17 protein-coding genes and 5 tRNA genes are annotated in these 22024 nt (G+C 70.5%); 3 read left to right on the top strand and 19 right to left on the bottom strand.

Annotated elements, in window-relative coordinates:
• Positions 1-10 precede the first annotated feature (10 nt).
• The 13 genes from AC067J_RS05940 to AC067J_RS05880 all read right to left on the bottom strand — a co-directional run bounded on the left by AC067J_RS05940 (position 11) and on the right by AC067J_RS05880 (position 15130).
• A tRNA-Met gene (locus AC067J_RS05940) sits at positions 11-84 on the bottom strand.
• A 122-nt stretch (positions 85-206) separates the two neighbouring features.
• Positions 207-280: transfer RNA gene (locus tag AC067J_RS05935), tRNA-Met, on the bottom strand.
• A gap of 164 nt (positions 281-444) precedes the next feature.
• Positions 445-4338 (bottom strand): DNA-directed RNA polymerase subunit beta', encoded by a 3894-nt coding sequence (locus AC067J_RS05930; protein WP_478296736.1) that lies wholly within the window; start codon positions 4336-4338, stop codon positions 445-447.
• Between the two features lie 98 nt (positions 4339-4436).
• The gene (gene rpoB, locus AC067J_RS05925) at positions 4437-7913 is read right to left on the bottom strand and encodes a DNA-directed RNA polymerase subunit beta (RefSeq protein WP_478296735.1); all 3477 of its coding nucleotides are present in this window, start codon (positions 7911-7913) and stop codon (positions 4437-4439) included.
• Between the two features lie 725 nt (positions 7914-8638).
• Positions 8639-9022 carry a 50S ribosomal protein L7/L12 gene (gene rplL / locus AC067J_RS05920; protein ID WP_478296734.1) on the bottom strand — a complete coding sequence of 128 codons (384 nt, stop codon included), beginning with the start codon at positions 9020-9022 and terminating at the stop codon, positions 8639-8641.
• A gap of 88 nt (positions 9023-9110) precedes the next feature.
• A complete protein-coding gene (gene rplJ, locus AC067J_RS05915) occupies positions 9111-9674 on the bottom strand; it encodes a 50S ribosomal protein L10 (RefSeq protein ID WP_327677952.1) in 564 nt (187 codons plus the stop codon).
• A gap of 383 nt (positions 9675-10057) precedes the next feature.
• Positions 10058-10930 carry an SCO4651 family lipoprotein gene (locus AC067J_RS05910; RefSeq protein WP_478296733.1) on the bottom strand — a complete coding sequence of 291 codons (873 nt, stop codon included), beginning with the start codon at positions 10928-10930 and terminating at the stop codon, positions 10058-10060.
• A gap of 119 nt (positions 10931-11049) precedes the next feature.
• Positions 11050-11892 carry a hypothetical protein gene (locus AC067J_RS05905; protein WP_478296732.1) on the bottom strand — a complete coding sequence of 281 codons (843 nt, stop codon included), beginning with the start codon at positions 11890-11892 and terminating at the stop codon, positions 11050-11052.
• 178 nt (positions 11893-12070) lie between these two features.
• Positions 12071-12793, bottom strand: coding sequence for a 50S ribosomal protein L1 (gene rplA / locus AC067J_RS05900; RefSeq protein ID WP_478296731.1), 723 nt, complete (start codon positions 12791-12793; stop codon positions 12071-12073).
• A gap of 77 nt (positions 12794-12870) precedes the next feature.
• On the bottom strand, positions 12871-13305 hold the full coding sequence (rplK, locus tag AC067J_RS05895) for a 50S ribosomal protein L11 (protein ID WP_345286294.1): 435 nt from the start codon (positions 13303-13305) through the stop codon (positions 12871-12873).
• Between the two features lie 165 nt (positions 13306-13470).
• Entirely contained in the window at positions 13471-14364 is an 894-nt protein-coding gene (nusG, locus tag AC067J_RS05890) for a transcription termination/antitermination protein NusG (protein ID WP_478296730.1), read from the bottom strand.
• A gap of 211 nt (positions 14365-14575) precedes the next feature.
• The gene (gene secE / locus AC067J_RS05885) at positions 14576-14908 is read right to left on the bottom strand and encodes a preprotein translocase subunit SecE (RefSeq protein WP_478296729.1); all 333 of its coding nucleotides are present in this window, start codon (positions 14906-14908) and stop codon (positions 14576-14578) included.
• A gap of 149 nt (positions 14909-15057) precedes the next feature.
• Positions 15058-15130, bottom strand: a tRNA-Trp gene (locus AC067J_RS05880).
• A gap of 226 nt (positions 15131-15356) precedes the next feature.
• On the opposite strand from AC067J_RS05880, the gene AC067J_RS05875 reads away from it, so the two are divergent.
• Both AC067J_RS05875 and AC067J_RS05870 read left to right on the top strand, forming a co-directional pair.
• Positions 15357-16604 carry a pyridoxal phosphate-dependent aminotransferase gene (locus AC067J_RS05875; RefSeq protein WP_478296728.1) on the top strand — a complete coding sequence of 416 codons (1248 nt, stop codon included), beginning with the start codon at positions 15357-15359 and terminating at the stop codon, positions 16602-16604.
• Positions 16605-16699: 95 nt separating this feature from the next.
• Entirely contained in the window at positions 16700-17728 is a 1029-nt protein-coding gene (locus AC067J_RS05870) for an adenosine deaminase (protein ID WP_478296727.1), read from the top strand.
• A 42-nt stretch (positions 17729-17770) separates the two neighbouring features.
• Here AC067J_RS05870 and AC067J_RS05865 read toward each other — a convergent pair whose 3' ends face one another.
• From AC067J_RS05865 to AC067J_RS05840, 6 genes are all read right to left on the bottom strand, one after another.
• Complete coding sequence (locus AC067J_RS05865) at positions 17771-18817, bottom strand: UDP-N-acetylmuramate dehydrogenase (protein ID WP_478296942.1); 1047 nt, start codon at positions 18815-18817, stop codon at positions 17771-17773.
• A gap of 66 nt (positions 18818-18883) precedes the next feature.
• A complete protein-coding gene (locus tag AC067J_RS05860; RefSeq protein ID WP_478296726.1) occupies positions 18884-19306 on the bottom strand; it encodes a MaoC family dehydratase in 423 nt (140 codons plus the stop codon).
• A 5-nt stretch (positions 19307-19311) separates the two neighbouring features.
• Entirely contained in the window at positions 19312-19773 is a 462-nt protein-coding gene (locus tag AC067J_RS05855) for an FAS1-like dehydratase domain-containing protein (protein WP_478296725.1), read from the bottom strand.
• 116 nt (positions 19774-19889) lie between these two features.
• Positions 19890-20054, bottom strand: a complete 165-nt coding sequence (gene rpmG, locus AC067J_RS05850) for a 50S ribosomal protein L33 (protein ID WP_006604855.1) — start codon at positions 20052-20054, stop codon at positions 19890-19892.
• Positions 20055-20138: 84 nt separating this feature from the next.
• A tRNA-Met gene (locus AC067J_RS05845) sits at positions 20139-20211 on the bottom strand.
• 43 nt (positions 20212-20254) lie between these two features.
• Positions 20255-20327: transfer RNA gene (locus tag AC067J_RS05840), tRNA-Thr, on the bottom strand.
• 262 nt (positions 20328-20589) lie between these two features.
• Between AC067J_RS05840 and AC067J_RS05835 the strand changes: the two genes are divergently transcribed.
• On the top strand, positions 20590-21861 hold the full coding sequence (locus AC067J_RS05835; RefSeq protein ID WP_478296724.1) for an amidohydrolase family protein: 1272 nt from the start codon (positions 20590-20592) through the stop codon (positions 21859-21861).
• The last annotated feature ends 163 nt before the right edge of the window (positions 21862-22024 follow it).

Here is a 22024-nt window from a genome sequence, read left to right as displayed (position 1 = left end):
CGTCGTTTCGTAGCGGGGACAGGATTTGAACCTGCGACCTCTGGGTTATGAGCCCAGCGAGCTACCGAGCTGCTCCACCCCGCGTCGGTGAACACGACCCTACGCGACTTCGGCCGGGAACCCTAATCGGTTTCCCGCCCGCCCCCCGCGGGAGGCGGAAACACCGAAGGACCCGGAGGCTTGATGCCTCCGGGCCCTTCGTTTCGTAGCGGGGACAGGATTTGAACCTGCGACCTCTGGGTTATGAGCCCAGCGAGCTACCGAGCTGCTCCACCCCGCGTCGGTGAACACGACGTTACGCGACATCGGCCGGGAAACCTAATCGCTCTCCCCCGGCCCACGGAGAACCCCCACCCGGAGCGCCCGGAACACGCCCGGAACTCCCGGAACGCCGCAGGGCGGCCACCCCGTGAGGGGTGACCGCCCTGCGGTCCAACCGTGGACTCAGCCGGTGTACGGGCCGTAGTCGTAGTCGTCCAGCGGCACCGCCTGGCCGGAGCCGGCGCCGAAGGGCGACAGGTCGTAGTCGTCGTAGCCGACGGCCGAGTACATCGCGGCCTTGGCCTCCTCGGTCGGCTCGACCCGGATGTTGCGGTAGCGGGGCAGACCCGTACCGGCCGGGATGAGCTTACCCAGGATGACGTTCTCCTTGAGGCCCAGCAGCGGGTCCGACTTGGCGTGGATCGCCGCGTCGGTGAGGACCCGGGTCGTCTCCTGGAAGGAGGCGGCCGACAGCCAGGACTCGGTGGCCAGCGAGGCCTTGGTGATACCCATCAGCTGCGGACGGCCGGAGGCGGGGTGACCGCCCTCGGACACCACACGACGGTTCTCCTGCTCGAAGCGGCCGCGCTCGACGAGCTCGCCCGGGAGCAGCTCGGCGTCGCCCGACTCGATGATCGTCACGCGGCGGAGCATCTGCCGGATGATGATCTCGATGTGCTTGTCGTGGATCGACACACCCTGCGAGTTGTAGACCTTCTGGACCTCGGCGACCAGGTGGATCTGGACGGCGCGCTGGCCCATGATGCGCAGGACGTCGTGCGGGTTGGTGGCACCCATGGTCAGCTTCTGGCCGACCTCGACCGCCTCGCCCTCGCCGACCAGCAGCTTCACACGCTTCGAGACCGGGTAGGCGATCTCGTCGGTGCCGTCGTCCGGGGTGATGACGATCTTGCGGGTCTTCTCGGTGTCCTCGATGCGGACGCGGCCCTGCGCCTCCGAGATCGGGGCCACACCCTTGGGGGTACGGGCCTCGAAGAGCTCGACGACACGCGGCAGACCCTGGGTGATGTCGTCACCGGCCACACCACCGGTGTGGAAGGTACGCATGGTCAGCTGGGTACCGGGCTCACCGATGGACTGGGCGGCGATGATGCCGACCGCCTCACCGATGTCGACCAGCTTGCCGGTGGCCAGCGAGCGGCCGTAGCAGAAGGCACAGGTGCCGACGGCCGACTCACAGGTCAGGATCGAGCGGGTCTTGACCTCGCTGATGCCGTGGCGGATCAGCTCGTCGATCAGCACGTCACCGAGGTCGGTGTTGGCGGTGGCAAGGAGCTTGCCGTCCACCGTGATGTCCTCGGCGAGCATGCGGGCGTAGACGCTGGTCTCGACGTCGTCCGTCTTGCGCAGCACGCCGTCGGCGCCCACGTTGCCGATGGCGAGCTTCAGGCCGCGCTCGGTGCCGCAGTCCTCCTCGCGAATGATGACGTCCTGGGAGACGTCGACCAGACGACGGGTGAGGTAGCCGGAGTCGGCGGTACGGAGGGCGGTGTCCGCGAGGCCCTTACGGGCACCGTGGGTGGAGATGAAGTACTCCAGCACGGAGAGACCCTCACGGAACGACGCCTTGATGGGGCGCGCGATGGTCTCGTTCTTCGCGTTGGACACCAGACCACGCATACCGGCGATCTGGCGCATCTGCATCATGTTTCCACGAGCACCCGAGTCGACCATCATGAAGATGGGGTTCGTCTTCGGGAAGTTCGCGGCCATGGCGTCGGCGACCTCGTTGGTCGCCTGGGTCCAGATGCCGACGAGCTCCTGCTTGCGCTCGTTGTCGGTGATCAGACCGCGCTCGTACTGCTTCTGGACCTTCTCCGCCTTCGCCTCGTAGCCCTCCAGGATGGCGGGCTTGCTCGGCGGGACGATGACGTCCGAGATCGAGACGGTGACACCGGAACGGGTCGACCAGTGGAAACCGGACGCCTTCAGGTTGTCCAGGGTCGCCGCGACGGTGACCTTGGGGTAGCGCTCGGCCAGGTCGTTGACGATCGCGGAGAGCTGCTTCTTGCCCACCTCGTAGTCGACGAACGGGTAGTCCTCGGGCAGCAGCTCGTTGAAGAGCGCGCGGCCCAGGGTGGTCTTCAGGCGGAAGGACTCGCCCTCGAACCAGCTGGTCTGGCCGTCCTCGTCCAGCGGCGGGGTCCAGCCGCGCGGCGGGACGGTGCCGATGGGCAGGCGCAGCTCGATCGGGGCCTGGACGTCCAGCTCGCGGGCGTCGAAGGCCATGATCGCCTCGGCGGTCGACGAGAAGGTGCGGCCCTCGCCCTTCACGTTGTCGCGGTCCGAGGTCAGGAAGAACAGACCGAGCACCATGTCCTGGGTCGGCATGGTGACGGGGCGACCGTCGGCCGGCTTCAGGATGTTGTTCGAGGACAGCATCAGGATGCGGGCCTCGGCCTGCGCCTCCGCGGAGAGCGGCAGGTGGACGGCCATCTGGTCACCGTCGAAGTCCGCGTTGAACGCGGTGCAGACGAGCGGGTGGATCTGGATGGCCTTGCCCTCGACCAGCTGCGGCTCGAAGGCCTGGATGCCGAGGCGGTGCAGGGTGGGCGCACGGTTCAGCAGCACCGGGTGCTCGGCGATGACCTCTTCGAGGACGTCCCACACGACCGGGCGGGCGCGCTCGACCATGCGCTTGGCCGACTTGATGTTCTGCGCGTGGTTCAGGTCGACCAGGCGCTTCATCACGAACGGCTTGAAGAGCTCCAGCGCCATGGCCTTGGGCAGACCGCACTGGTGCAGCTTGAGCTGCGGGCCGACGACGATGACCGAACGGGCCGAGTAGTCGACTCGCTTGCCGAGCAGGTTCTGGCGGAAACGACCCTGCTTGCCCTTCAGCATGTCGCTGAGGGACTTCAGCGGGCGGTTGCCCGGGCCGGTGACCGGCCGGCCGCGGCGGCCGTTGTCGAACAGCGCGTCGACGGCCTCCTGGAGCATGCGCTTCTCGTTGTTCACGATGATCTCGGGCGCACCGAGGTCGAGAAGCCGCTTCAGGCGGTTGTTGCGGTTGATGACGCGGCGGTACAGGTCGTTCAGGTCGGAGGTCGCGAAGCGGCCACCGTCCAGCTGCACCATCGGACGCAGGTCCGGCGGGATGACCGGGACGCAGTCCAGCACCATGCCGTTGGGCTTGTTGGTGGTCTGCAGGAACGCGGAGACGACCTTGAGGCGCTTGAGCGCACGGGTCTTCTTCTGGCCCTTGCCGGTGCGGATGATCTCGCGCAGGCGCTCGGACTCCTCCGCCAGGTCGAAGGTCTCCAGGCGGTCCTTGAGGGCCGCCGCGCCCATCGAGCCGGAGAAGTAGGTGCCGAAGCGGTCGCGCAGCTCGCGGTAGAGCAGCTCGTCGCCCTCCAGGTCCTGGACCTTGAGGTTCTTGAAGCGGGCCCACACCTCGTCGAGGCGGTCGAGCTCGCGCTGCGCGCGGTCGCGCAGCTGCTTCATCTCGCGCTCGGCGCCCTCGCGCACCTTGCGGCGCACGTCGGCCTTGGCGCCCTCGGCCTCCAGCTCGGCCAGGTCGGTCTCGGCCTTCTTGGCGCGGGCCTCCAGGTCGGAGTCGCGACGGTTCTCGATCTGCTGGCGCTCGACCGAGACGTGCGCCTCCAGGGACGGCAGGTCGCGCTGGCGGCGCTCGTCGTCGACCCAGGTGATCATGTAGGCGGCGAAGTAGATGACCTTCTCGAGGTCCTTCGGCGCCAGGTCCAGCAGGTAGCCGAGGCGGGACGGCACACCCTTGAAGTACCAGATGTGGGTGACCGGGGCGGCCAGCTCGATGTGGCCCATCCGCTCGCGGCGCACCTTGGCGCGGGTCACCTCGACGCCGCAGCGCTCACAGATGATGCCCTTGAAGCGGACGCGCTTGTACTTGCCGCAGTAGCACTCCCAGTCCCGGGTGGGGCCGAAGATCTTCTCGCAGAAGAGCCCGTCCTTTTCCGGCTTCAGGGTGCGGTAGTTGATGGTCTCCGGCTTCTTGACCTCGCCGTGCGACCACTGGCGGATGTCGTCGGCGGTGGCCAGGCCGATGCGGAGCTCGTCGAAGAAGTTGACGTCAAGCACTGGTCGTCAAGCCCTCTTTCGTAAGTCGAGAGTCGTTCATGTGGTCTGAGGGGGGCCTGGGGGCGGGCCGGCCCGGTAGCGGGCCGGCCCAGCCTCCGTCAGACCTCTTCGACGCTGCTCGGCTCGCGCCGGGACAGGTCGATGCCGAGCTCCTCGGCGGCGCGGAACACGTCCTCGTCGGAGTCCCGCATCTCGATGGACTGGCCGTCCGAGGACAGCACCTCCACGTTGAGGCAGAGCGACTGCATTTCCTTGATGAGGACCTTGAAGGACTCGGGAATGCCGGGCTCGGGGATGTTCTCGCCCTTGACGATGGCCTCGTAGACCTTCACGCGGCCGAGAACGTCGTCGGACTTGATGGTGAGGAGCTCCTGCAGCGCGTAGGCCGCGCCGTATGCCTCAAGGGCCCACACCTCCATCTCACCGAAGCGCTGACCACCGAACTGCGCCTTACCACCGAGCGGCTGCTGGGTGATCATCGAGTACGGGCCGGTCGAGCGGGCGTGCAGCTTGTCGTCGACCAGGTGGTGCAGCTTGAGGATGTACATGTAGCCGACCGAGATCGGCATCGGGAACGGCTCGCCGGAGCGGCCGTCGTACAGCCGGGCCTTGCCGGTGGAGTTCACCAGGCGCTCACCGTCACGGGTGAGGGTGGTGTGGTCCAGCAGACCGGTGATCTCGTCCTCGCGGGCGCCGTCGAAGACCGGGGTGGCGAGGTTGGTGCCGCCCTCGACCGCGTCGGCGCCGATCGCCTGGAGGCGCTGGGCCCACTCGTCGGCGAGGCCGGAGACGTCCCAGCCCTGCTTGGCGAGCCAGCCCAGGTGGATCTCCAGGACCTGTCCCGGGTTCATTCGGGACGGGACACCCAGCGGGTTCAGGATGATGTCGACCGGGGTGCCGTCCTCCAGGAACGGCATGTCCTCGACCGGCAGGATCTTGGAGATGACACCCTTGTTGCCGTGGCGGCCGGCGAGCTTGTCACCGTTGGTGATCTTGCGCTTCTGGGCCACGTAGACGCGGACCAGCTGGTTGACGCCCGGGGGCAGCTCGTCGCCCTCTTCGCGGTCGAAGACGCGGACGCCGATGACCTTGCCGGACTCACCGTGCGGCACCTTCAGCGAGGTGTCGCGGACCTCGCGGGCCTTCTCACCGAAGATCGCGCGGAGCAGGCGCTCCTCCGGGGTCAGCTCGGTCTCGCCCTTCGGGGTGACCTTGCCGACCAGGATGTCGCCGGTGACGACGTCGGCGCCGATGCGGATGATGCCGCGCTCGTCGAGGTCGGCGAGGACCTCCTCGGAGACGTTCGGGATGTCCCGGGTGATCTCCTCGGGGCCGAGCTTGGTGTCACGGGCGTCGACCTCGTGCTCCTCGATGTGGATCGAGGAGAGGACGTCGTCCTGCACGAGGCGCTGCGACAGGATGATCGCGTCCTCGTAGTTGTGACCCTCCCACGACATGAACGCCACGAGCAGGTTCTTGCCGAGGGCCATCTCGCCCTCGTCGGTGCACGGGCCGTCGGCCAGCACCTGGTTGGCCTCGACCCGGGCGCCCTCGTCCACGAGCACCTTCTGGTTGAAGGCGGTGCCCTGGTTGGAGCGGGTGAACTTGGCGGCGCGGTACGTGGTGTACGTGCCGTCGTCGTTGGCCACGGTGACGTAGTCGGCCGAGACCTCCTGGACGACACCCGGCTTCTCGGCGGTGATGACGTCCGCGGCGTCGACGGCGCAGCGGTACTCCATGCCGGTGCCGACCAGCGGGGCCTCGCTCTTCAGCAGCGGCACCGCCTGGCGCATCATGTTCGAGCCCATGAGCGCGCGGTTGGCGTCGTCGTGCTCGAGGAACGGGATCATGGCGGTCGCGACCGACACCATCTGGCGCGGCGAGACGTCCATGTAGTCGATCTCGGTGCCCGGGATGTAGTCGATCTCGCCGCCACGGCGGCGGACCAGGACACGCGGCTCGGCGAAGGTCAGCTCCGCCGTCAGCGGGGCGTTGGCCTGCGCGATGACGTAGCGGTCCTCCTCGTCGGCCGTGAGGTAGTCGACCTGCTCGGTGACGACACCCTCGATGACCTTGCGGTACGGGGTCTCGATGAAACCGAACGCGTTGACCCGGCCGTACGAGGCCAGCGACCCGATCAGACCGATGTTCGGGCCTTCGGGGGTCTCGATCGGACACATGCGGCCGTAGTGCGAGGGGTGCACGTCACGGACCTCGAAGCCGGCGCGCTCACGGGAGAGACCACCGGGACCGAGGGCGGACAGACGGCGCTTGTGGGTCAGGCCCGACAGCGGGTTCGTCTGGTCCATGAACTGCGACAGCTGGCTGGTGCCGAAGAACTCCTTGATGGAGGCGACGACCGGCCGGATGTTGATCAGGGTCTGCGGCGTGATCGCCTCGACGTCCTGGGTCGTCATGCGCTCGCGCACGACGCGCTCCATACGGGCGAGACCCGTACGGACCTGGTTCTGGATGAGCTCGCCCACGTTGCGCAGGCGGCGGTTGCCGAAGTGGTCGATGTCGTCGACCTCGACCACGATGTCGCGGCCGGTCTCGTCACTCCACTCGACCTCGCCGGCGTGCAGCTTCACCAGGTACTTGATCGCACCGATGATGTCGGGCTCGGTGAGCACGCCGGAGTCCAGCGACTCGGCGTTGCCGAGCTTGCGGTTCACCTTGTAGCGGCCGACCTTGGCGAGGTCGTAGCGCTTCGGGTTGAAGTACAGGTTCTCCAGCAGCGTCTGCGCGGCCTCGCGCGTCGGCGGCTCGCCCGGGCGCAGCTTGCGGTAGATGTCCAGCAGCGCGTCGTCCTGGCCCTGGGTGTGGTCCTTCTCCAGGGTGGCGCGCATCGACTCGTACTCGCCGAACTCCTCGAGAATCATCTCGTTGGTCCAGCCGAGCGCCTTGAGCAGCACGGTGACGGACTGCTTGCGCTTGCGGTCGATGCGGACGCCGACCATGTCGCGCTTGTCGATCTCCATCTCCAGCCAGGCACCACGCGAGGGGATGACCTTGCAGGAGTAGATGTCCTTGTCGGACACCTTGTCCAGGGTGGAGTCGAAGTACACACCCGGGGAGCGGACGAGCTGCGAGACGACGACACGCTCGGTGCCGTTGATCACGAACGTGCCCTTGTGGGTCATGAGCGGGAAATCGCCCATGAAGACCGTCTGAGACTTGATCTCACCGGTCTCGTTGTTGGTGAACTCGGCCGTGACGAAGAGCGGGGCCGCGAACGTGAAGTCGCGGTCCTTGCACTCGTCAATCGAGTTCTTCGGCGGCTCGAAACGGTGGTCGCGGAAGGTCAGCGACATCGACCCACTGAAGTCCTCGATCGGCGAGATCTCCTCGAAGATCTCCTCCAGACCGGACTTGGTGGGGACGTCCTGACCACTCTCCAACGCCGCCTCGACCCGGGACTTCCAGGCCGCATTGCCGAGCAGCCAGTCAAAGCTCTCGGTCTGCAGGGCGAGGAGGTTCGGGACCTCGAGGGGCTCCTTGATCTTCGCGAACGAGACGCGGAGCGGGGCGGTGGATGCGGCGGAATTGTTCGAGGCGTTGCGCGGCGCGGCCAAGAGGGGGGTCCTTCCGAGGGCTCGGAGCTCACTACGCGCGTACCAGCCGGGCCTGCTTGGGCTTGGTCCCGCCTCCCTCGCCACTGGCCTCTGCCGGGAGTGAAACCCCAGGTCAGAGCCGCTTTGCGGAGGCGATGCCAGACCCCTTCAGGGCAACGCAAACTCCGGGCGACGAGTCACGGAGCAGCTAACAGGCAGCGCAAAGGGACAGTGTAGCCAATGGCGACACTGCTGTCCAGCTCTGATTCGGAGACCGAATCGGAGACTCCTCCCGGTAGCCGTCGGACGCGAACGTCCGACGGGTACTGCATCGGCCCGGACTCGCCGGGCCCACGACTCACGTGGAGTCACTTCCCGCCGGAGCCACTGGTTATGCATCCAGCGGCGGACCAACCGGGGCGGACTCGCGCCTTGAGAATCGCGCGCCCTGCCTGGTTCGTCAAGGGCCCGCCTCCGGCTGCGGACCTCGACCCGTTCATCGGCCCCGGCCGCCCCGGCGTTACAGAAGCCGTGGTGGGAGCCACAGGCGATGACAGCGATCACCATACCCGCCCGCACCGACAGTGCCGAGTGGACGTTCGGCCACTCCGGTGTACGTCCCGCCCGGCCGGCCGCGTCACGGGCCTGCGGGCCCACCAGGAGCCGGGAACGCGAAAAGGCCGGGCCGACCACCCGCAAGGGTGATCGGCCCGGCCTCAGGCCCCCTCAGAGGAGGGGGCGCGAGATCACTTGACGGTGACCTTGGCGCCGGCACCCTCGAGGGCGGCCTTGGCCTTCTCGGCAACGTCCTTGGCAACCTTCTCCAGGACCTTGGCACCAGCGGTGTCAACGAGGTCCTTGGCCTCCTTCAGGCCGAGGGAGGTCAGGGTGCGCACCTCCTTGATGACCTGGATCTTCTTGTCGCCGGCACCCTCGAGGATGACGTCGAACTCGTCCTGCTCCTCGACGGCCTCAGCGGCGGCGGTCGGACCGGCGATGCCGGCGACGGCGACCGGAGCGGCAGCGGTGACGTCGAACTTCTCCTCGAAGGCCTTCACGAAGGCAGCGAGCTCGATGAGGGTGAGCTCCTCGAACTGCGCGAGCAGCTCGTCCTGGGTCAGCTTCGCCATGATGGCGTCCTTCCACTAAATCGGCAGGTGGTGCCGGATGTACGGGTTGGGCGGGCACGGGCCCGCAGCGAGGCGTGAGCCTGCCGAACTACTCGGCGGCCTCGTCCTCGGCGGCGGGAGCCGGCGTACCGGCACCGCCCTGCTCGACCTTGTCGCGCAGCGCGTCCACAGTGCGGACGAGCTTCGACGGCAGGGCCTGGAAGAGCGCGGCAGCCTGGGACTGCTTGGCCTTCAGGGCACCCGCCAGCTTGGCGAGCAGCACCTCGCGGGACTCGAGGTCCGCGAGCTTCTTGATCTCGTCGGCGGTAAGCGCCTTACCGTCAAGGACACCGCCCTTGATGACGAGAGCGGGGTTCTCCTTGGCGAAGTCACGCAGAGCCTTCGCCGACTCCACCGGGTCACCGGTGACGAAGGCGACAGCCGTCGGACCGGCGAACAGGTCGTCGAGCTCAGTGATCCCGACCTCGTTGGCCGCGATCTTGGTCAGCGTGTTCTTCACCACGGCGTACTGGGCGTTCTCACCCAGCGAGCGACGCAGGGTCTTGACCTGCTTCACCGTGAGACCGCGGTACTCGGTCAGCACCGCCGCGTTCGAGCCACGGAAAAGCTCCGTGATCTCGGCGACGGCAGCAGCCTTGTCGGGCCTAGCCATAGGCTTACGCCTCCTTCCGTGATGTCGAAGTCCGGCCGACCGCGAAAGTCGACCATTCGGCCGTGGACCACCGGACGGAAGGAAACCCTGCGGAAAATGCAGATGAGCCCCGGTGCGCAGGCGCACGGGGCTCAGTTCGACCTCGACGGGCGCGTGCACGGGGCACGCGGACCGGAAGTCCAAGCTCCAAACAATCCTGCGCGGGCCGCCTGCGCACGAGGCACAGGTCCTTCGGTCACCCACCCCCTTGCGGGAGCACGGCGACAACCAGCGGTCTTTGGCTTCCGACACAGTAGCCGGGCGCCGCCGTCCGGGGCAAATCGCCCACCTGCCCGAAGCCCCCCGCGGGCGCGGCGCCCCGCCGGCCCGGCGCGGCCGGGGGCTCAGCGGGCCAGCGGGGAGGTGCTCCGGACGCCCGTGTCCACGGTGTCCGCCTCGGCCGGCGCCTGCACCGAGAGCGCCCCGCCCGGGTCGGTGTAGAGCACCGAGTCGTCCACCCGGCCGCTCGCGCCCGTCCCGGTCCGCTGCAGCCGGACCAGCTGGTCCTTGTCGTTCAGCCAGAGGTCCAGGGTGAGCGAGGCCGAGCCGCCGGGCGCGAGCGCGGCCTGCAGGCCGTCCCGGCGGGCCTGGCCGAGCTGGGTCTGGGCCGCCGCGTAGCGCGCGGCGTCGGTGACGGCCCGGTAGTGCTCCACCGTGCCGTCCTCGAACCTCTCCTCGCCGACGTACTGCGCGGTGACCCCGTCGGCGGTCGCGGCGGCCAGCGCCACCACCGGGTTGAGCAGGTCGATCAGCCCCGCGTACGGGATCTCCCGGTGCCCGTCCGGGCCGGGCGCCCCGGCGAACCGCTCCCAGTGCCGCCCGCCCAGCCGGGCCGCGGTGGCGGCGTCCCCGCCCTGGTAGGCGACGGTGTCCACGACGATCAGCTGCTCGGCGTCGGCCGGAGTGGACCGCTTGACCTGGAACGCGGTCTTCGGCTGCCAGAACAGCGGGCCCGAGCCCGCGTCGGCGCCCAGCCGGTAGCTCACCTTCGCCCGGCGGGCGGTCTGCATGGCCAGCTGCGCGGAGAGCAGCACCCCGTGCGGCGAGCGGTCGGTCGGCTTGGCCGGCCAGGTCGGCGAGGCGCTGCTCGGGGTCGGCGTCGCGGCGCCGGAGGCGGTCGGCTTCGGCGCCGGGCCGTCGGACCCTCCGCACCCGGTCAGGCCGCCCGCCAGCACCGCGACGGCCACCACCGCCGCCAGCCGCTGCCGCACCGCCATCCCCGCCTCCGCTTCACACCGGTTCCCCGCCCGGCGGTCCCGTTCACCGGGCCGCCCGCTCCCCGCCACCTTGCCACCCGGCGCGCGCGCACCCGGCGGCGCCCCCCTGCGGCGCGGCGTCAGCCGACCGGGACGGCGGCGGGCGACGGCTCCGCGGTCGGGGACGACTCCGCGGCCGGGGACGGTTCCGCGGTCGGCTCGGTGGCCTCGGCGACCTCCGTCGTGGTCACCACCGCGCCGGCGGTGCCCTGGACGGTGCACCGTACCCGGAGCAGCCGGTCCCCGGGCGCCACCCAGAAGTCGTAGCCGAGGGCCGTGACCCCCCGCTGCCGGTAGTAGCCGAGCACCTCGGCCAGCCGCTCGGGGCCCAGCCCCTGGTCGGCGGCGAAGAAGTCCTCCACCGGCGCGGTGCCCCGGTAGTGGGCCACCGTCCCGCCGTTCAGCTGCTCGCCGCCGAGCGAGGTGAGCTTGCCGGCCAGCGCCATCGCGTGCGCCGGGCCGCCGGGGTTGGAGACCAGTCCGGTCATCCACCCGCCGGCCCAGCCGGCCGTGCCGGCGGCGGCCGCGCGTGGGTCCAGCGACTCGACCCCGGCCCGCTCCGCGCGCTTCGGCGCCGCGCCCGGGTAGCCGAGGTCCAGGACACCGTCCCGGCCGCGCAGCAGGCCGGTGCCCAGTTCGTCGGTGACGGTCAGCTCGGCCGTGTCGCGGGCGCCCCAGGAGACCGTGCCGGTCGCGCTCCGCCGCCCGGCCGGCCCCTCCTCGACCACCTGGACCTGTGCGCCGCCGACGTCGTCCAGCCGCTGGGCGGCGGACAGCAGCACCTCGCGGGGCGGCCGGACGGTGGGGCGGCCGCTGTCCGGGGTGCGCTCCCCCGAGACGGCCAGCACACTGCACGCGGTGAGGCCGGCGGCGAGCAGCAGGAGGGCCGCCCCCTTGGCGGCGGGGCGAGGGGCGGACGGCACGGCACACTCCGGCGGTCGGGCTGGTGGCGGCCCCGGTCGGGGCGCGTGATCGGTCCGGCCGAGCGTACGACGGACCGGTCGACAGTTCCCCCCTGCAGGGGTCTCGATCGGGAAACGACGGCGGGCCCGCACCCCCGGCGAAGGGGGTGCGGGCCCGCCGTACGGACTGCGGCTGCGATCAGAGCGCGGCCGGGTCCTCCTCGACGAGGAGGTTCCGGGTGCGGTTCGGGTCCACCGGGATGCCGGGGCCGATGGTGGTGGAGATCGCGGTCTTCTTGATGTAGCGGCCCTTGGCGGCGGACGGCTTGGCGCGGAGCACCTCGTCCAGCGCGGCGGCGTAGTTCTCGACCAGCTGCTCGTCGGTGAAGGAGGCCTTACCGATGATGAAGTGCAGGTTCGAGTGCTTGTCGACGCGGAACTCGATCTTGCCGCCCTTGATGTCGTTGACAGCCTTGGCGACATCGGGGGTGACGGTGCCGGTCTTCGGGTTCGGCATCAGGCCACGGGGACCGAGCACGCGGCCGAGGCGGCCGACCTTGCCCATGAGGTCCGGGGTGGCGACGACGGCGTCGAAGTCCAGCTTGCCCTTGGCGACCTCGTCGATGAGCTCGTCGGCACCGACGATGTCGGCGCCAGCAGCACGCGCGGCCTCGGCACGCTCGCCGGTCGCGAAGACCAGGACCCGAGCGGTCTTACCGGTGCCGTGCGGGAGGATCACGGTGCTGCGGACCATCTGGTCGGCCTTGCGCGGGTCGACGCCCAGACGCATGGCGACCTCGACGGTGCCGTCGAACTTGGTGGTGCTGGTCGCCTTGGCGAGGCGGATGGCCTCAAGCGGGGCGTAGAGGCGGTCGCGGTCGACCTGGGCGTCCGCGGCCTTCAGAGCCTTGCTGCGCTTCACTGCTGCTCCTGAATGGTGATGGGAGTCGTGGTGTCACGGGCCTGCGCAGGCCCTACCACAGGGACGAAAGGGGCTGATCAGCCTTCGACGGTGATGCCCATCGACCGGGCGGTGCCGGCGATGATCTTCGACGCGGCGTCCAGGTCGTTGGCGTTCAGGTCGGGGAGCTTGACCGTGGCGATCTCGCGGACCTGGGCGGCCGTGAGCTTGGCGACCTTGGTCTTGTGCGGCTCGGCCGAGCCCTTGTCGACACCCGCAGCCTTCAGGATGAGGCGCGCGGCCGGCGGCGTCTTCGTGATGAAGGTGAAGGTGCGGTCCTCGTAGACCGTGATCTCCACCGGCACGATCATGCCGCGCTGCGACTCGGTCGCAGCGTTGTAGGCCTTGCAGAACTCCATGATGTTGACGCCGTGCTGGCCCAGCGCGGGGCCGACCGGCGGCGCGGGGTTGGCCGCACCGGCGTTGATCTGGAGCTTGATGAGCCCCGTGACCTTCTTCTTCTTGGGAGGCATGTCTCTCCGGGTCCTTCCGAGAGGTGATTGCTGGTGCGTGCGGAACCGGGGCGACACCCGGTCGCCAGCACACACATCGGACCAGGCTAACGCTTCTGCGCCGCTGGACCAAAACGGATCCGGGGCAGGGCTCTCGACCCTGCCCCGGATCCGGAGACCGTGGGACTAGTTCTTCTGGATCTGGTCGAAGGAGAGCTCGACCGGGGTCTCCCGGCCGAAGATCTCCACCAGGCCCTTGACCTTCTTCGAGTCGGGGTTGATCTCGTTGATGGTCGCCTGCAGCGTGGCGAACGGACCGTCGGTGACGGTGACCGAGTCGCCGACCTCGAAGTCGAGCACCTGGATCTCGCTGGGCTTGACCGGGGAGGGCTTGCCGGCCTCCTTGGCCGCCTGGCGCTCGACGTCCGGGGCGAGCATCTTGACGACCTCGTCCAGCGTCAGCGGGTACGGGTCGTAGGCGTTGCCGACGAAGCCGGTGACGCCGGGGGTGTTGCGGACGACGCCCCAGGACTCCGGGGTGAGGTCCATGCGCACCAGGACGTAGCCGGGGAGCTTGTTCTGGCGGATGGTCTTGCGGTCGCCGTTCTTGATCTGGACGACCTCTTCCTGCGGCACCTCGGCCTGGAAGATGTACTCCTCGACGTTGAGCGAGACGGCGCGCTGCTCCAGGTTCTGCTTCACCCGGTTCTCGTAGCCGGCGTAGGTGTGGATCACGTACCACTCGCCCGGCATGAACCGCAGGTCCTCGCGGAACTTGGCGACCGGGTCGACCTCGACGGCCTCCTCGGCCTCGGCCTCGACGGCGTCCTCGTCCTCGGTCTCGTCCTCGGCGGCGGCCTCGGACTCCTCGTCGGACTCCTCGTGCAGCGCGGCCTCCTCGGCCGGCTCACCGGCCTCGGCCTCGTCGTACGCCTCGACCTCGTCCTCGTCGCCGTCCGCGGCGTCCACGATCTGCTCGGCGGCCTCGACGTCGTCAGCCAGCTCGGCCGCGTCCGGCTCGGCGGCGACATCCGCCTCGCGGACGGTCTCGTCGGCGTCGTACAGGGGGGACTCAGACACGGTGGCTGCTTCTTTCCTGGAGATGGTGAAGGTGGCGCGCTCCGTGGCGGTACCGGCGCCGCTCCGCTCTCGCGGGCGCCGGAAGTTCGCCTCGGAGACTTCAACAGTACCGAGTCAACGGTAGCGGCCCCGTACCTCCGACGCAGACAGCTCGACCCGGGCCGAGGACCGGCCCGGGTCGGGAAGCTGTTTCAAAGGTGCGGCAGCCCTGTCAGCCGAAGATCCAGAGGGCCAGCTTGGAGAAGCCGTAGTCGAGGCCGGAGACGAAGGCCATCATGACCACGACGAACACGACCACGACGGTGGTGTAGTTGACGAGCTGGCTGCGCGTGGGCCAGACGACCTTGCGCAGCTCGGCGATGATCTGGCGGTAGAACAGCGCGAGCCGGGCGAAGGGGCCCTTCTTGCCGCGCTTGCCGGACTTCTTCTCGCCAGAGCGCTTGCGGCGCGACTCGCCCTCGGCGGGCGTGGTCTCGGCAGCGCCGTCGGCCCCCTCGGGGTTGCCGCTCTCAGGCGTTGCGGTGGAGCCCGTGGTCTCCGTCACTCGTCCTCACCTGAATCCGGGTCCTGCCGAGCATCACCTGCGTACCCGGTAGGGCACGAGCGGCCGGCTAAAGCGGTGCTGTTCGGTGCCCTCTCCGCATCAAGCCCGCTCGCTCTTCGGAGCGAACGGGCTGAGTACGGATCAAGCAGCAGGGCAAGAGGGACTTGAACCCCCAACCGCCGGTTTTGGAGACCGGTGCTCTACCAATTGAGCTATTGCCCTACGGAGCTTTTCGGCTCCAGTAGCGACCACCAACCTACCGTATCTCCCGCCGCTGTAGGTACAGGTGGCGAGGGCTCCGGTCCGTTCGGTGTCCGTCGAGCAGTGAGTGTACGTGGTCGGGGGGTGTTTGGTCGAACCTCTTCTTTCCGGGCCGCCATCCGGACGGTCCCGTACATATCGTGAAACCGCCATGCCCGGGCCGTATCCCGTCTGCGACCATGCAGGCATGAGCGCTTCCACCCCGCAGCCCGACAGTTCCGTCCGCCCCGCCGACCGGCGCGTCTCCGCCCGGATCGGGGCGATCGCCGAGTCCGCCACCCTCGCCGTGGACGCCAAGGCCAAGGCCCTCAAGGCGGCCGGTCGCCCGGTCATCGGCTTCGGCGCCGGCGAGCCGGACTTCCCGACCCCGGACTACATCGTCGAGACGGCCGTCGAGGCCTGCCGCGACCCGAGGAACCACCGCTACACCCCGGCCGGCGGCCTGCCGGAGCTGAAGGAGGCGATCGTCACCAAGACGCTGCGCGACTCCGGCTACCAGGTGGACGCCTCCCAGGTGCTGGTGACCAACGGCGGCAAGCAGGCGATCTACGAGGCGTTCGCGGCGATCCTGGACCCGGGCGACGAGGTCATCGTCCCGGCCCCGTACTGGACCACCTACCCGGAGTCGATCCAGCTGGCCGGCGGTGTGCCGGTGGAGGTCGTGACCGACGAGACCACCGGCTACAAGGTCTCGGTCGAGCAGCTGGAGGCCGCCCGCACCGAGAACACCAAGGTGGTGCTCTTCGTCTCGCCGTCCAACCCGACCGGCGCGGTGTACACCCGGGCCGAGGCCGAGGCGATCGGCCGCTGGGCGCTGGAGCACGGCCTCTGGGTGCTCACCGACGAGATCTACGAGCACCTGGTCTACGGCGACGCCGAGTTCACCTCGCTGCCGGCCCTCCTCCCCGAGCTGGCCGACAAGACCATCGTGGTCAACGGGGTCGCCAAGACCTACGCGATGACCGGCTGGCGGGTGGGCTGGGTGATCGGCCCCAAGGACGTCGTCAAGGCCGCGACCAACCTGCAGTCGCACGCCACCTCGAACGTCTCCAACGTCGCGCAGCGCGCCGCGATCGCCGCCGTCTCCGGCGACCTCTCCGCCGTGCACGAGATGCGCACCGCCTTCGACCGCCGCCGCCGGACCATCGTGCGGATGCTCAACGAGATCGACGGCGTGGTCTGCCCCGAGCCCGAGGGCGCCTTCTACGTCTACCCGTCCGTCAAGGGCCTGCTGGGCAAGGAGATCCGCGGCAAGCGCCCGCAGACCTCCGGCGAGCTGGCCGCGCTGATCCTGGACGAGGCCGAGGTCGCGGTCGTCCCCGGCGAGGCCTTCGGCACCCCGGGCTACCTGCGCTTCTCCTACGCGCTGGGCGACGCCGACCTGGCCGAGGGCGTGGGCCGGATCCAGAAGCTGCTCGCCGAGGCCCGCGACTGACGGCGCAGGCTCCCCGGACCGCCCCCTTTTCACCCCTTCGGGGGATGTGAAGGGGGCGGTTCCCGTCCGGGCCCTCCGTACGGCAGGATTCGTGAATGGAACGCCTGCTGAACCCGCGAGACGTCAGGGACCTGCCCAAGGCCCACCTGCACCTGCACTTCACCGGCTCGATGCGCCCGGCCACCCTGCTGGAACTGGCCGACAAGCACGGCGTCCGGCTGCCGGAGGCGCTCAGCTCCGGCGAGCCGCCGAAGCTCCGGGCCACCGACGAACGCGGCTGGTTCCGCTTCCAGCGCCTCTACGACACGGCCCGCTCGGTGCTCCGGGACGAGGACGACATCCGCCGGCTGGTCCTGGAGACCGCCGAGGACGAGCGGCGGGACGGCTCGCGCTGGCTGGAGATCCAGGTCGACCCGACCTCCTACGCGCCCCTGCTCGGCGGCCTGATCCCCGCTCTGGAGCTGATCCTGGACGCCGTCGAGCAGGCCGCCTCGGCCACCGGGGTCGGCATCCGGGTGCTGGTCGCGGCCAACCGGATGAAGTCCCCGATGGACGCCAGGACGCTGGCCCGGCTCGCCGTCCGGTACGCCGACCGGGGCGTGGTCGGCTTCGGCCTCTCCAACGACGAGCGGCGCGGCCTGGCCCGCGACTTCGACCGGGCCTTCGGCATCGCCCGCAAGGGCGGGCTGCTGGCCGCACCGCACGGCGGCGAGCTGGCCGGGCCGGAGTCGGTCCGGGACTGCCTGGACGACCTGGGCGCCGGCCGGATCGGCCACGGCGTCCGGGCCGCCGAGGACGAGCGGCTGATGCAGCGGCTGGCGGACCGCCAGGTCACCTGCGAGGTCTGCCCGTCCTCCAACGTCTCGCTCGGCGTCTACGAGCGCCCCGAGGACGTCCCGCTGCGGCGGCTGTTCGACGCCGGGGTGCCGCTCGCCCTCGGCGCCGACGACCCGCTGCTGTTCGGCAGCCGGCTGGCCGACCAGTACGGCCTGGTCCGCGACGTGCTGGGCTTCTCCGACCCCGAACTGGCCGAGCTGGCCCGCCAGTCGGTGCGCGGCTCGTGCGCGCCGGAGAGCGTGCGGAAGGAACTGCTCGCGGACGTCGACGCCTGGCTGGCGGGCTGAGGCGGCGCGGCCGCCCGGGACGCGCCCCCGGGCCGGCGGACCCTACAGCGCGACCCCGACCATCACCGGCTCGTTCACCAGCTCCACCCCGAACGCGGCCCGCACGCCGTCCCGGATCTCCCGGGCCAGCGCCAGCAGGTCCTCGGTGCTGGCGGCGCCCCGGTTGGTGAGCGCCAGGGTGTGCTTGGTGGAGAGGGTCGCCGGGCCGCTGCCGTAGCCCTTGCCGAACCCGGCGCGGTCGATCAGCCAGGCCGCCGAGGTCTTGGTGCGGCCGTCCGGCGCCGGGTAGGCGGGGGCGGTCAGCTCGCGCTCGGCGGCCAGCGCCAGGAACGCGGCGTACTGCTCCCGGTCCAGCACCGGGTTGGTGAAGAACGAGCCGGCCGACCAGGTGTCGTGGTCCGCCGGGTCCAGCACCATGCCCTTTCCGGCGCGCAGGCCCAGCACCGCCTCGTACGCCTGGCGCAGTCCGACCCGCTCGTCCTGCGCCACGCCGAAGTGCTTGGCGACCTCGGCGTACCGGACGGGGGTGGAGCGCCCGCCGGCGTCCTCCAGCGCGAAGCGGACCCGCAGCACCACGTAGCGGTCCGGCTCCGCCTTGAAGCGGCTGTGCCGGTAGGAGAAGGCGCACTCGGCGCCGGTGAGGGTGACCACCTCGTCGGCCCGGCGGTCGTACGCGACCACGTCGGTGATCGTCTGCGCCACCTCCTGGCCGTAGGCGCCGACGTTCTGCACCGGGGTGGCGCCGGCCGAGCCGGGGATGCCGGCCAGGAACTCGATGCCGGCCAGGCCGTGCTCCAGCACGGTCCGGCGCACCGCGTCGGCCCAGACCTCGCCGGCGGCCAGTTCCAGCGCCGTGCCGTCCAGCGTGAAGCCGGTGGTGGCGATCCGCAGCACCGTGCCGGCGAAGCCCGCGTCGCCGATCACCAGGTTGGAGCCGCCGCCGAGGACCAGCAGCGGCTCGCCGGCCGCGTCGGCCGCGCGGACGGCGGCGACCACCTCGTCGTCGGTGTGCGCGGTCACCAGGCGGCGGGCCGGACCGCCGAGCCGGAGGGTGGTCAGCGGGGCGAGGGGGGCGTCGAGTTCTTCCAGCACGCCCCCAGGGTAGGCGTAAACGACTTCCGGGCCGCAAGTCGCCCACGCCCACCCGGTGCGGGCTCAGACCAGCCGGACGACGGCCTTCGACATGCCCAGCACCTTCTGGCCGCCGTAGGTCGCCACCAGGTCGACCTGGACCTTGCGGTCGTCGAGCAGCTTGGCGACCTTGCCGGTGACCTCGATCACGGAGCCGACCCCGTCGTTGGGCACCGGCACCGGGCGGGTGAAGCGGACGCCGTACTCGACCACCGCGGCCGGGTCGCCGACCCAGTCGGTGACCACCCGGATCGCCTCGGCCATGGTGAACATGCCGTGGGCGATGACGTCGGGCAGGCCGACCTCCAGGGCGAACTTCTCGTTCCAGTGGATCGGGTTGAAGTCGCCGGAGGCGCCGGCGTACTGCACCAGGGTGGCGCGGGTCACCGGGAAGGACTGCGCGGGCAGCTCGGTGCCGGCCTCGACCTCGTCGTAGCTGATCGCCATCGGGCTCACTCCCCCGTCTTCTCGTCGGCGGCCCGGGCCACCAGGGTCATGACCGACGTCACCACGTGCTCGCCGGTCTCGTCCGACACCTCGCCGCGCACGGTGAGCACGTCGTTGCCGGCCAGCGACTTGATGTTGTCGATGGTCACCGCGACGGTCAGCCGGTCACCGGCCCGCACCGGGCGGGTGTAGGCGAACTTCTGGTCGCCGTGCACCACCCGGCTGTAGTCCAGGCCCAGCTCGGGGTCCTGGACCACCTGGGCGGCGGCCCGGAAGGTGAGCATGAACGGGAAGGTCGGCGGGGCGATCACGTCCGGGTGACCGAACGCCTTGGCGGCCTCCTGGTCGGTGTACACCGGGTTGGCGTCGCCCACGGCTGCGGCGAACTCGCGGATCTTCTCCCGGCCGACCTCGTACGGATCGGTGGGCGGGTAGGTCCGCCCGATGAAGGAGGGGTCGAGTGCCATGGGCAACTCCTCGGAAGCGCGGTGGATGACAAAAAAACTCCGGACCGCAACCCAGTGAGGGATGCGGCCCGGAGTCGTTGACCTGGTTCACACAGGCCCGTTGCCCTGCGAAAGGGTCAGCGGGTCTCGCGGTGCGCGGTGTGCGAGTTGCAGCGGGGGCAGTGCTTCTTCATCTCAAGACGGTCCGGGTCGTTACGCCGGTTCTTCTTGGTGATGTAGTTCCGCTCCTTGCACTCCACGCAGGCCAGCGTGATCTTCGGGCGGACATCGGTGGCAGCCACGGGAGTGCCTTCCTTGGACAATGAATAAGAACACAGACAAGAGTAGCCGACCGGGAGTGCGATCTCCCGACCGACTACGCGGGGTAGCGGTGACCGGACTTGAACCGGTGACACAGCGATTATGAGCCGCTTGCTCTACCAACTGAGCTACACCGCCACGGTGATCCTGAGCACAGCCGAAGCCGGCCCTCTCTCACCAGAGCCCCCATGCGGAATCGAACCGCAGACCTTCTCCTTACCATGGAGACGCTCTACCGACTGAGCTATAGGGGCGAACGAGGAAGAGATTACACGTTCCGCGCCCAGAGGTGAAATCCGTATCGCGCGGCGAAGTCCGCAGGTCGACGGCCTGCACTGGCGAACGATCGAAGGCAGGGCGTTCGACCGGCCCCGGCGGACGGCGGCCCGACCCGATACGACTATTGCCCGCCTCCCCGCGCCCCGGCCCTGCCCGCCGTAGGCTCGTCGCTCATTGATCGGAACCGGGCCGGGGCCGTGCACAGCGGGCCGGGCCAGCACAAAAAGGAGCCGGGCGATGGACAGCGCAGCCGCCGACGGGCCGCACCCCGGACCCGGCCCGGCGGCCAACCCGCTCGGGCACGGCCCCGTCCTGCTCCTCACCGACGCCCGGCTGGCCGACGGCCGGGTGGTGGACGTACGGATCAGCGGCGACCGGATCCAGGCCGTCGGCACCTCCGGCGGACTCGGCCCGCTGCCGGCCCTGCCCGGCGCCCCCACCGTCACCACCGGCGCCCGGATCGACCTCCGCGGCTACCTGCTGCTGCCGGCCCCGGCCGAGGCGCACGCCCACTACGACGTCGCCTTCTCCGCCGCGCTGCCCGCCCCGCCGCCGGAGACGCCCACCGACCTCACCCGGCGGGTCACCGAGGCCGCGCTCACCTCGCTCGGCTACGGCGCCACCGCCCAGCGCACCCACGTCCGGATCGGCGACGTGCACGGGCTCCGCCGGCTGGAGGCGGTGCTCACCGCCCGTCAGGCGCTGCGCGGACTCGCCGACCTGCAGGCCGTCGCGATGCCCCGGCTGCTCACCGGCCGGGCCGGCGCGGACGGCCGGGCCCAGCTGCGGGACGCGCTCAAGCTGGGCGCCACCGCGGCCGGCGGCTGCCCCGAGCTGGACCCGGACCCGGCGGGCTACGTCCAGGTGCTCCTGGAGGCCGCCCGGGAGGCGGACTGTCCCGTCGACCTGCACACCACGGCCGCCGACCCGGTCCAGCTGGCCCGGCTGGCCGGGGTGCTCGGGCCGCTGCGGCCGCGGGTGGTGCTGGGGCCGTGCGGGTCGCTGGCGAAGGGCGCCTCGGCGGTCCTGGCCAGCAGCGGGGTCCGGGTGGTCTGCCTGCCGCAGAACGGCGGCTGCTCCGGCGTGGAGGGCCGGGCGGCGGGGCTGCGGACGGCGGTGCTGCGCGAGCTGCTGGAGGCCCGGGTCCCGTTGGTGGCGGGCAGCGGCTCGCTGCGGGACGGGGCCAACCCGGTCGGACGGGCCGATCCGCTGGAGGCCGCGTACCTGCTGGCGGCGGGCGGGGCGCTGAGCGTGGAGGCGGCGTACGACGCGGTGTCCAACCAGGCGCGGGCGGCGCTCGGGCTGCCGCCGGTGCGGGTGGACGCCGGGTTCCCGGCCGAGCTGCTGGCGGTCCGCGGCGACAGCCTGGCGGGGGCGCTGGCGGGCGGGCACAGCCGGCTGGTGGTGCACAGCGGACGGGTGGTCAGCCGGACCAGTGCCGTGCGGGAGTTCGCCGACACGGTGGCGCTGGCGCTGCCCCGGCAGTCGGGCGGCACGGACGGGGGGTGACCGCCGGGGCCCCGCATCCTGCCGTGCCCGGCGGTGTCCCTTCTCGGCCCGCCCTTCCCGGCGGGTGGCCGCCGCGCACGGCCGGGCCCGCACTGGTCCGGAAAGGTGACAGGGGCGCGCGGTGTCGGCCGCACGCCCCTTCCCCCACTGGCCGCCGAGGCGG

It is taken from the genome of Kitasatospora sp. NPDC042419 (assembly GCF_056437345.1).
Note: the sequence above shows the minus strand (reverse complement) of the source record. Positions and strands in the feature narration are given on the sequence as shown.

Bases quoted from the DNA above. Each gene is read 5' to 3' on its own strand.
- rplL (WP_478296734.1), bottom strand. From the start codon at position 9,022: ATGGCGAAGCTGACCCAGGACGAGCTGCTCGCGCAGTTCGAGGAGCTC.
- rplJ (WP_327677952.1), bottom strand. From the start codon at position 9,674: ATGGCTAGGCCCGACAAGGCTGCTGCCGTCGCCGAGATCACGGAGCTT.
- AC067J_RS05910 (WP_478296733.1), bottom strand. From the start codon at position 10,930: ATGGCGGTGCGGCAGCGGCTGGCGGCGGTGGTGGCCGTCGCGGTGCTG.
- rplK (WP_345286294.1), bottom strand. From the start codon at position 13,305: ATGCCTCCCAAGAAGAAGAAGGTCACGGGGCTCATCAAGCTCCAGATC.
- AC067J_RS05875 (WP_478296728.1), top strand. From the start codon at position 15,357: ATGAGCGCTTCCACCCCGCAGCCCGACAGTTCCGTCCGCCCCGCCGAC.
- AC067J_RS05870 (WP_478296727.1), top strand. From the start codon at position 16,700: ATGGAACGCCTGCTGAACCCGCGAGACGTCAGGGACCTGCCCAAGGCC.
- AC067J_RS05860 (WP_478296726.1), bottom strand. From the start codon at position 19,306: ATGGCGATCAGCTACGACGAGGTCGAGGCCGGCACCGAGCTGCCCGCG.
- AC067J_RS05855 (WP_478296725.1), bottom strand. From the start codon at position 19,773: ATGGCACTCGACCCCTCCTTCATCGGGCGGACCTACCCGCCCACCGAT.
- AC067J_RS05835 (WP_478296724.1), top strand. From the start codon at position 20,590: ATGGACAGCGCAGCCGCCGACGGGCCGCACCCCGGACCCGGCCCGGCG.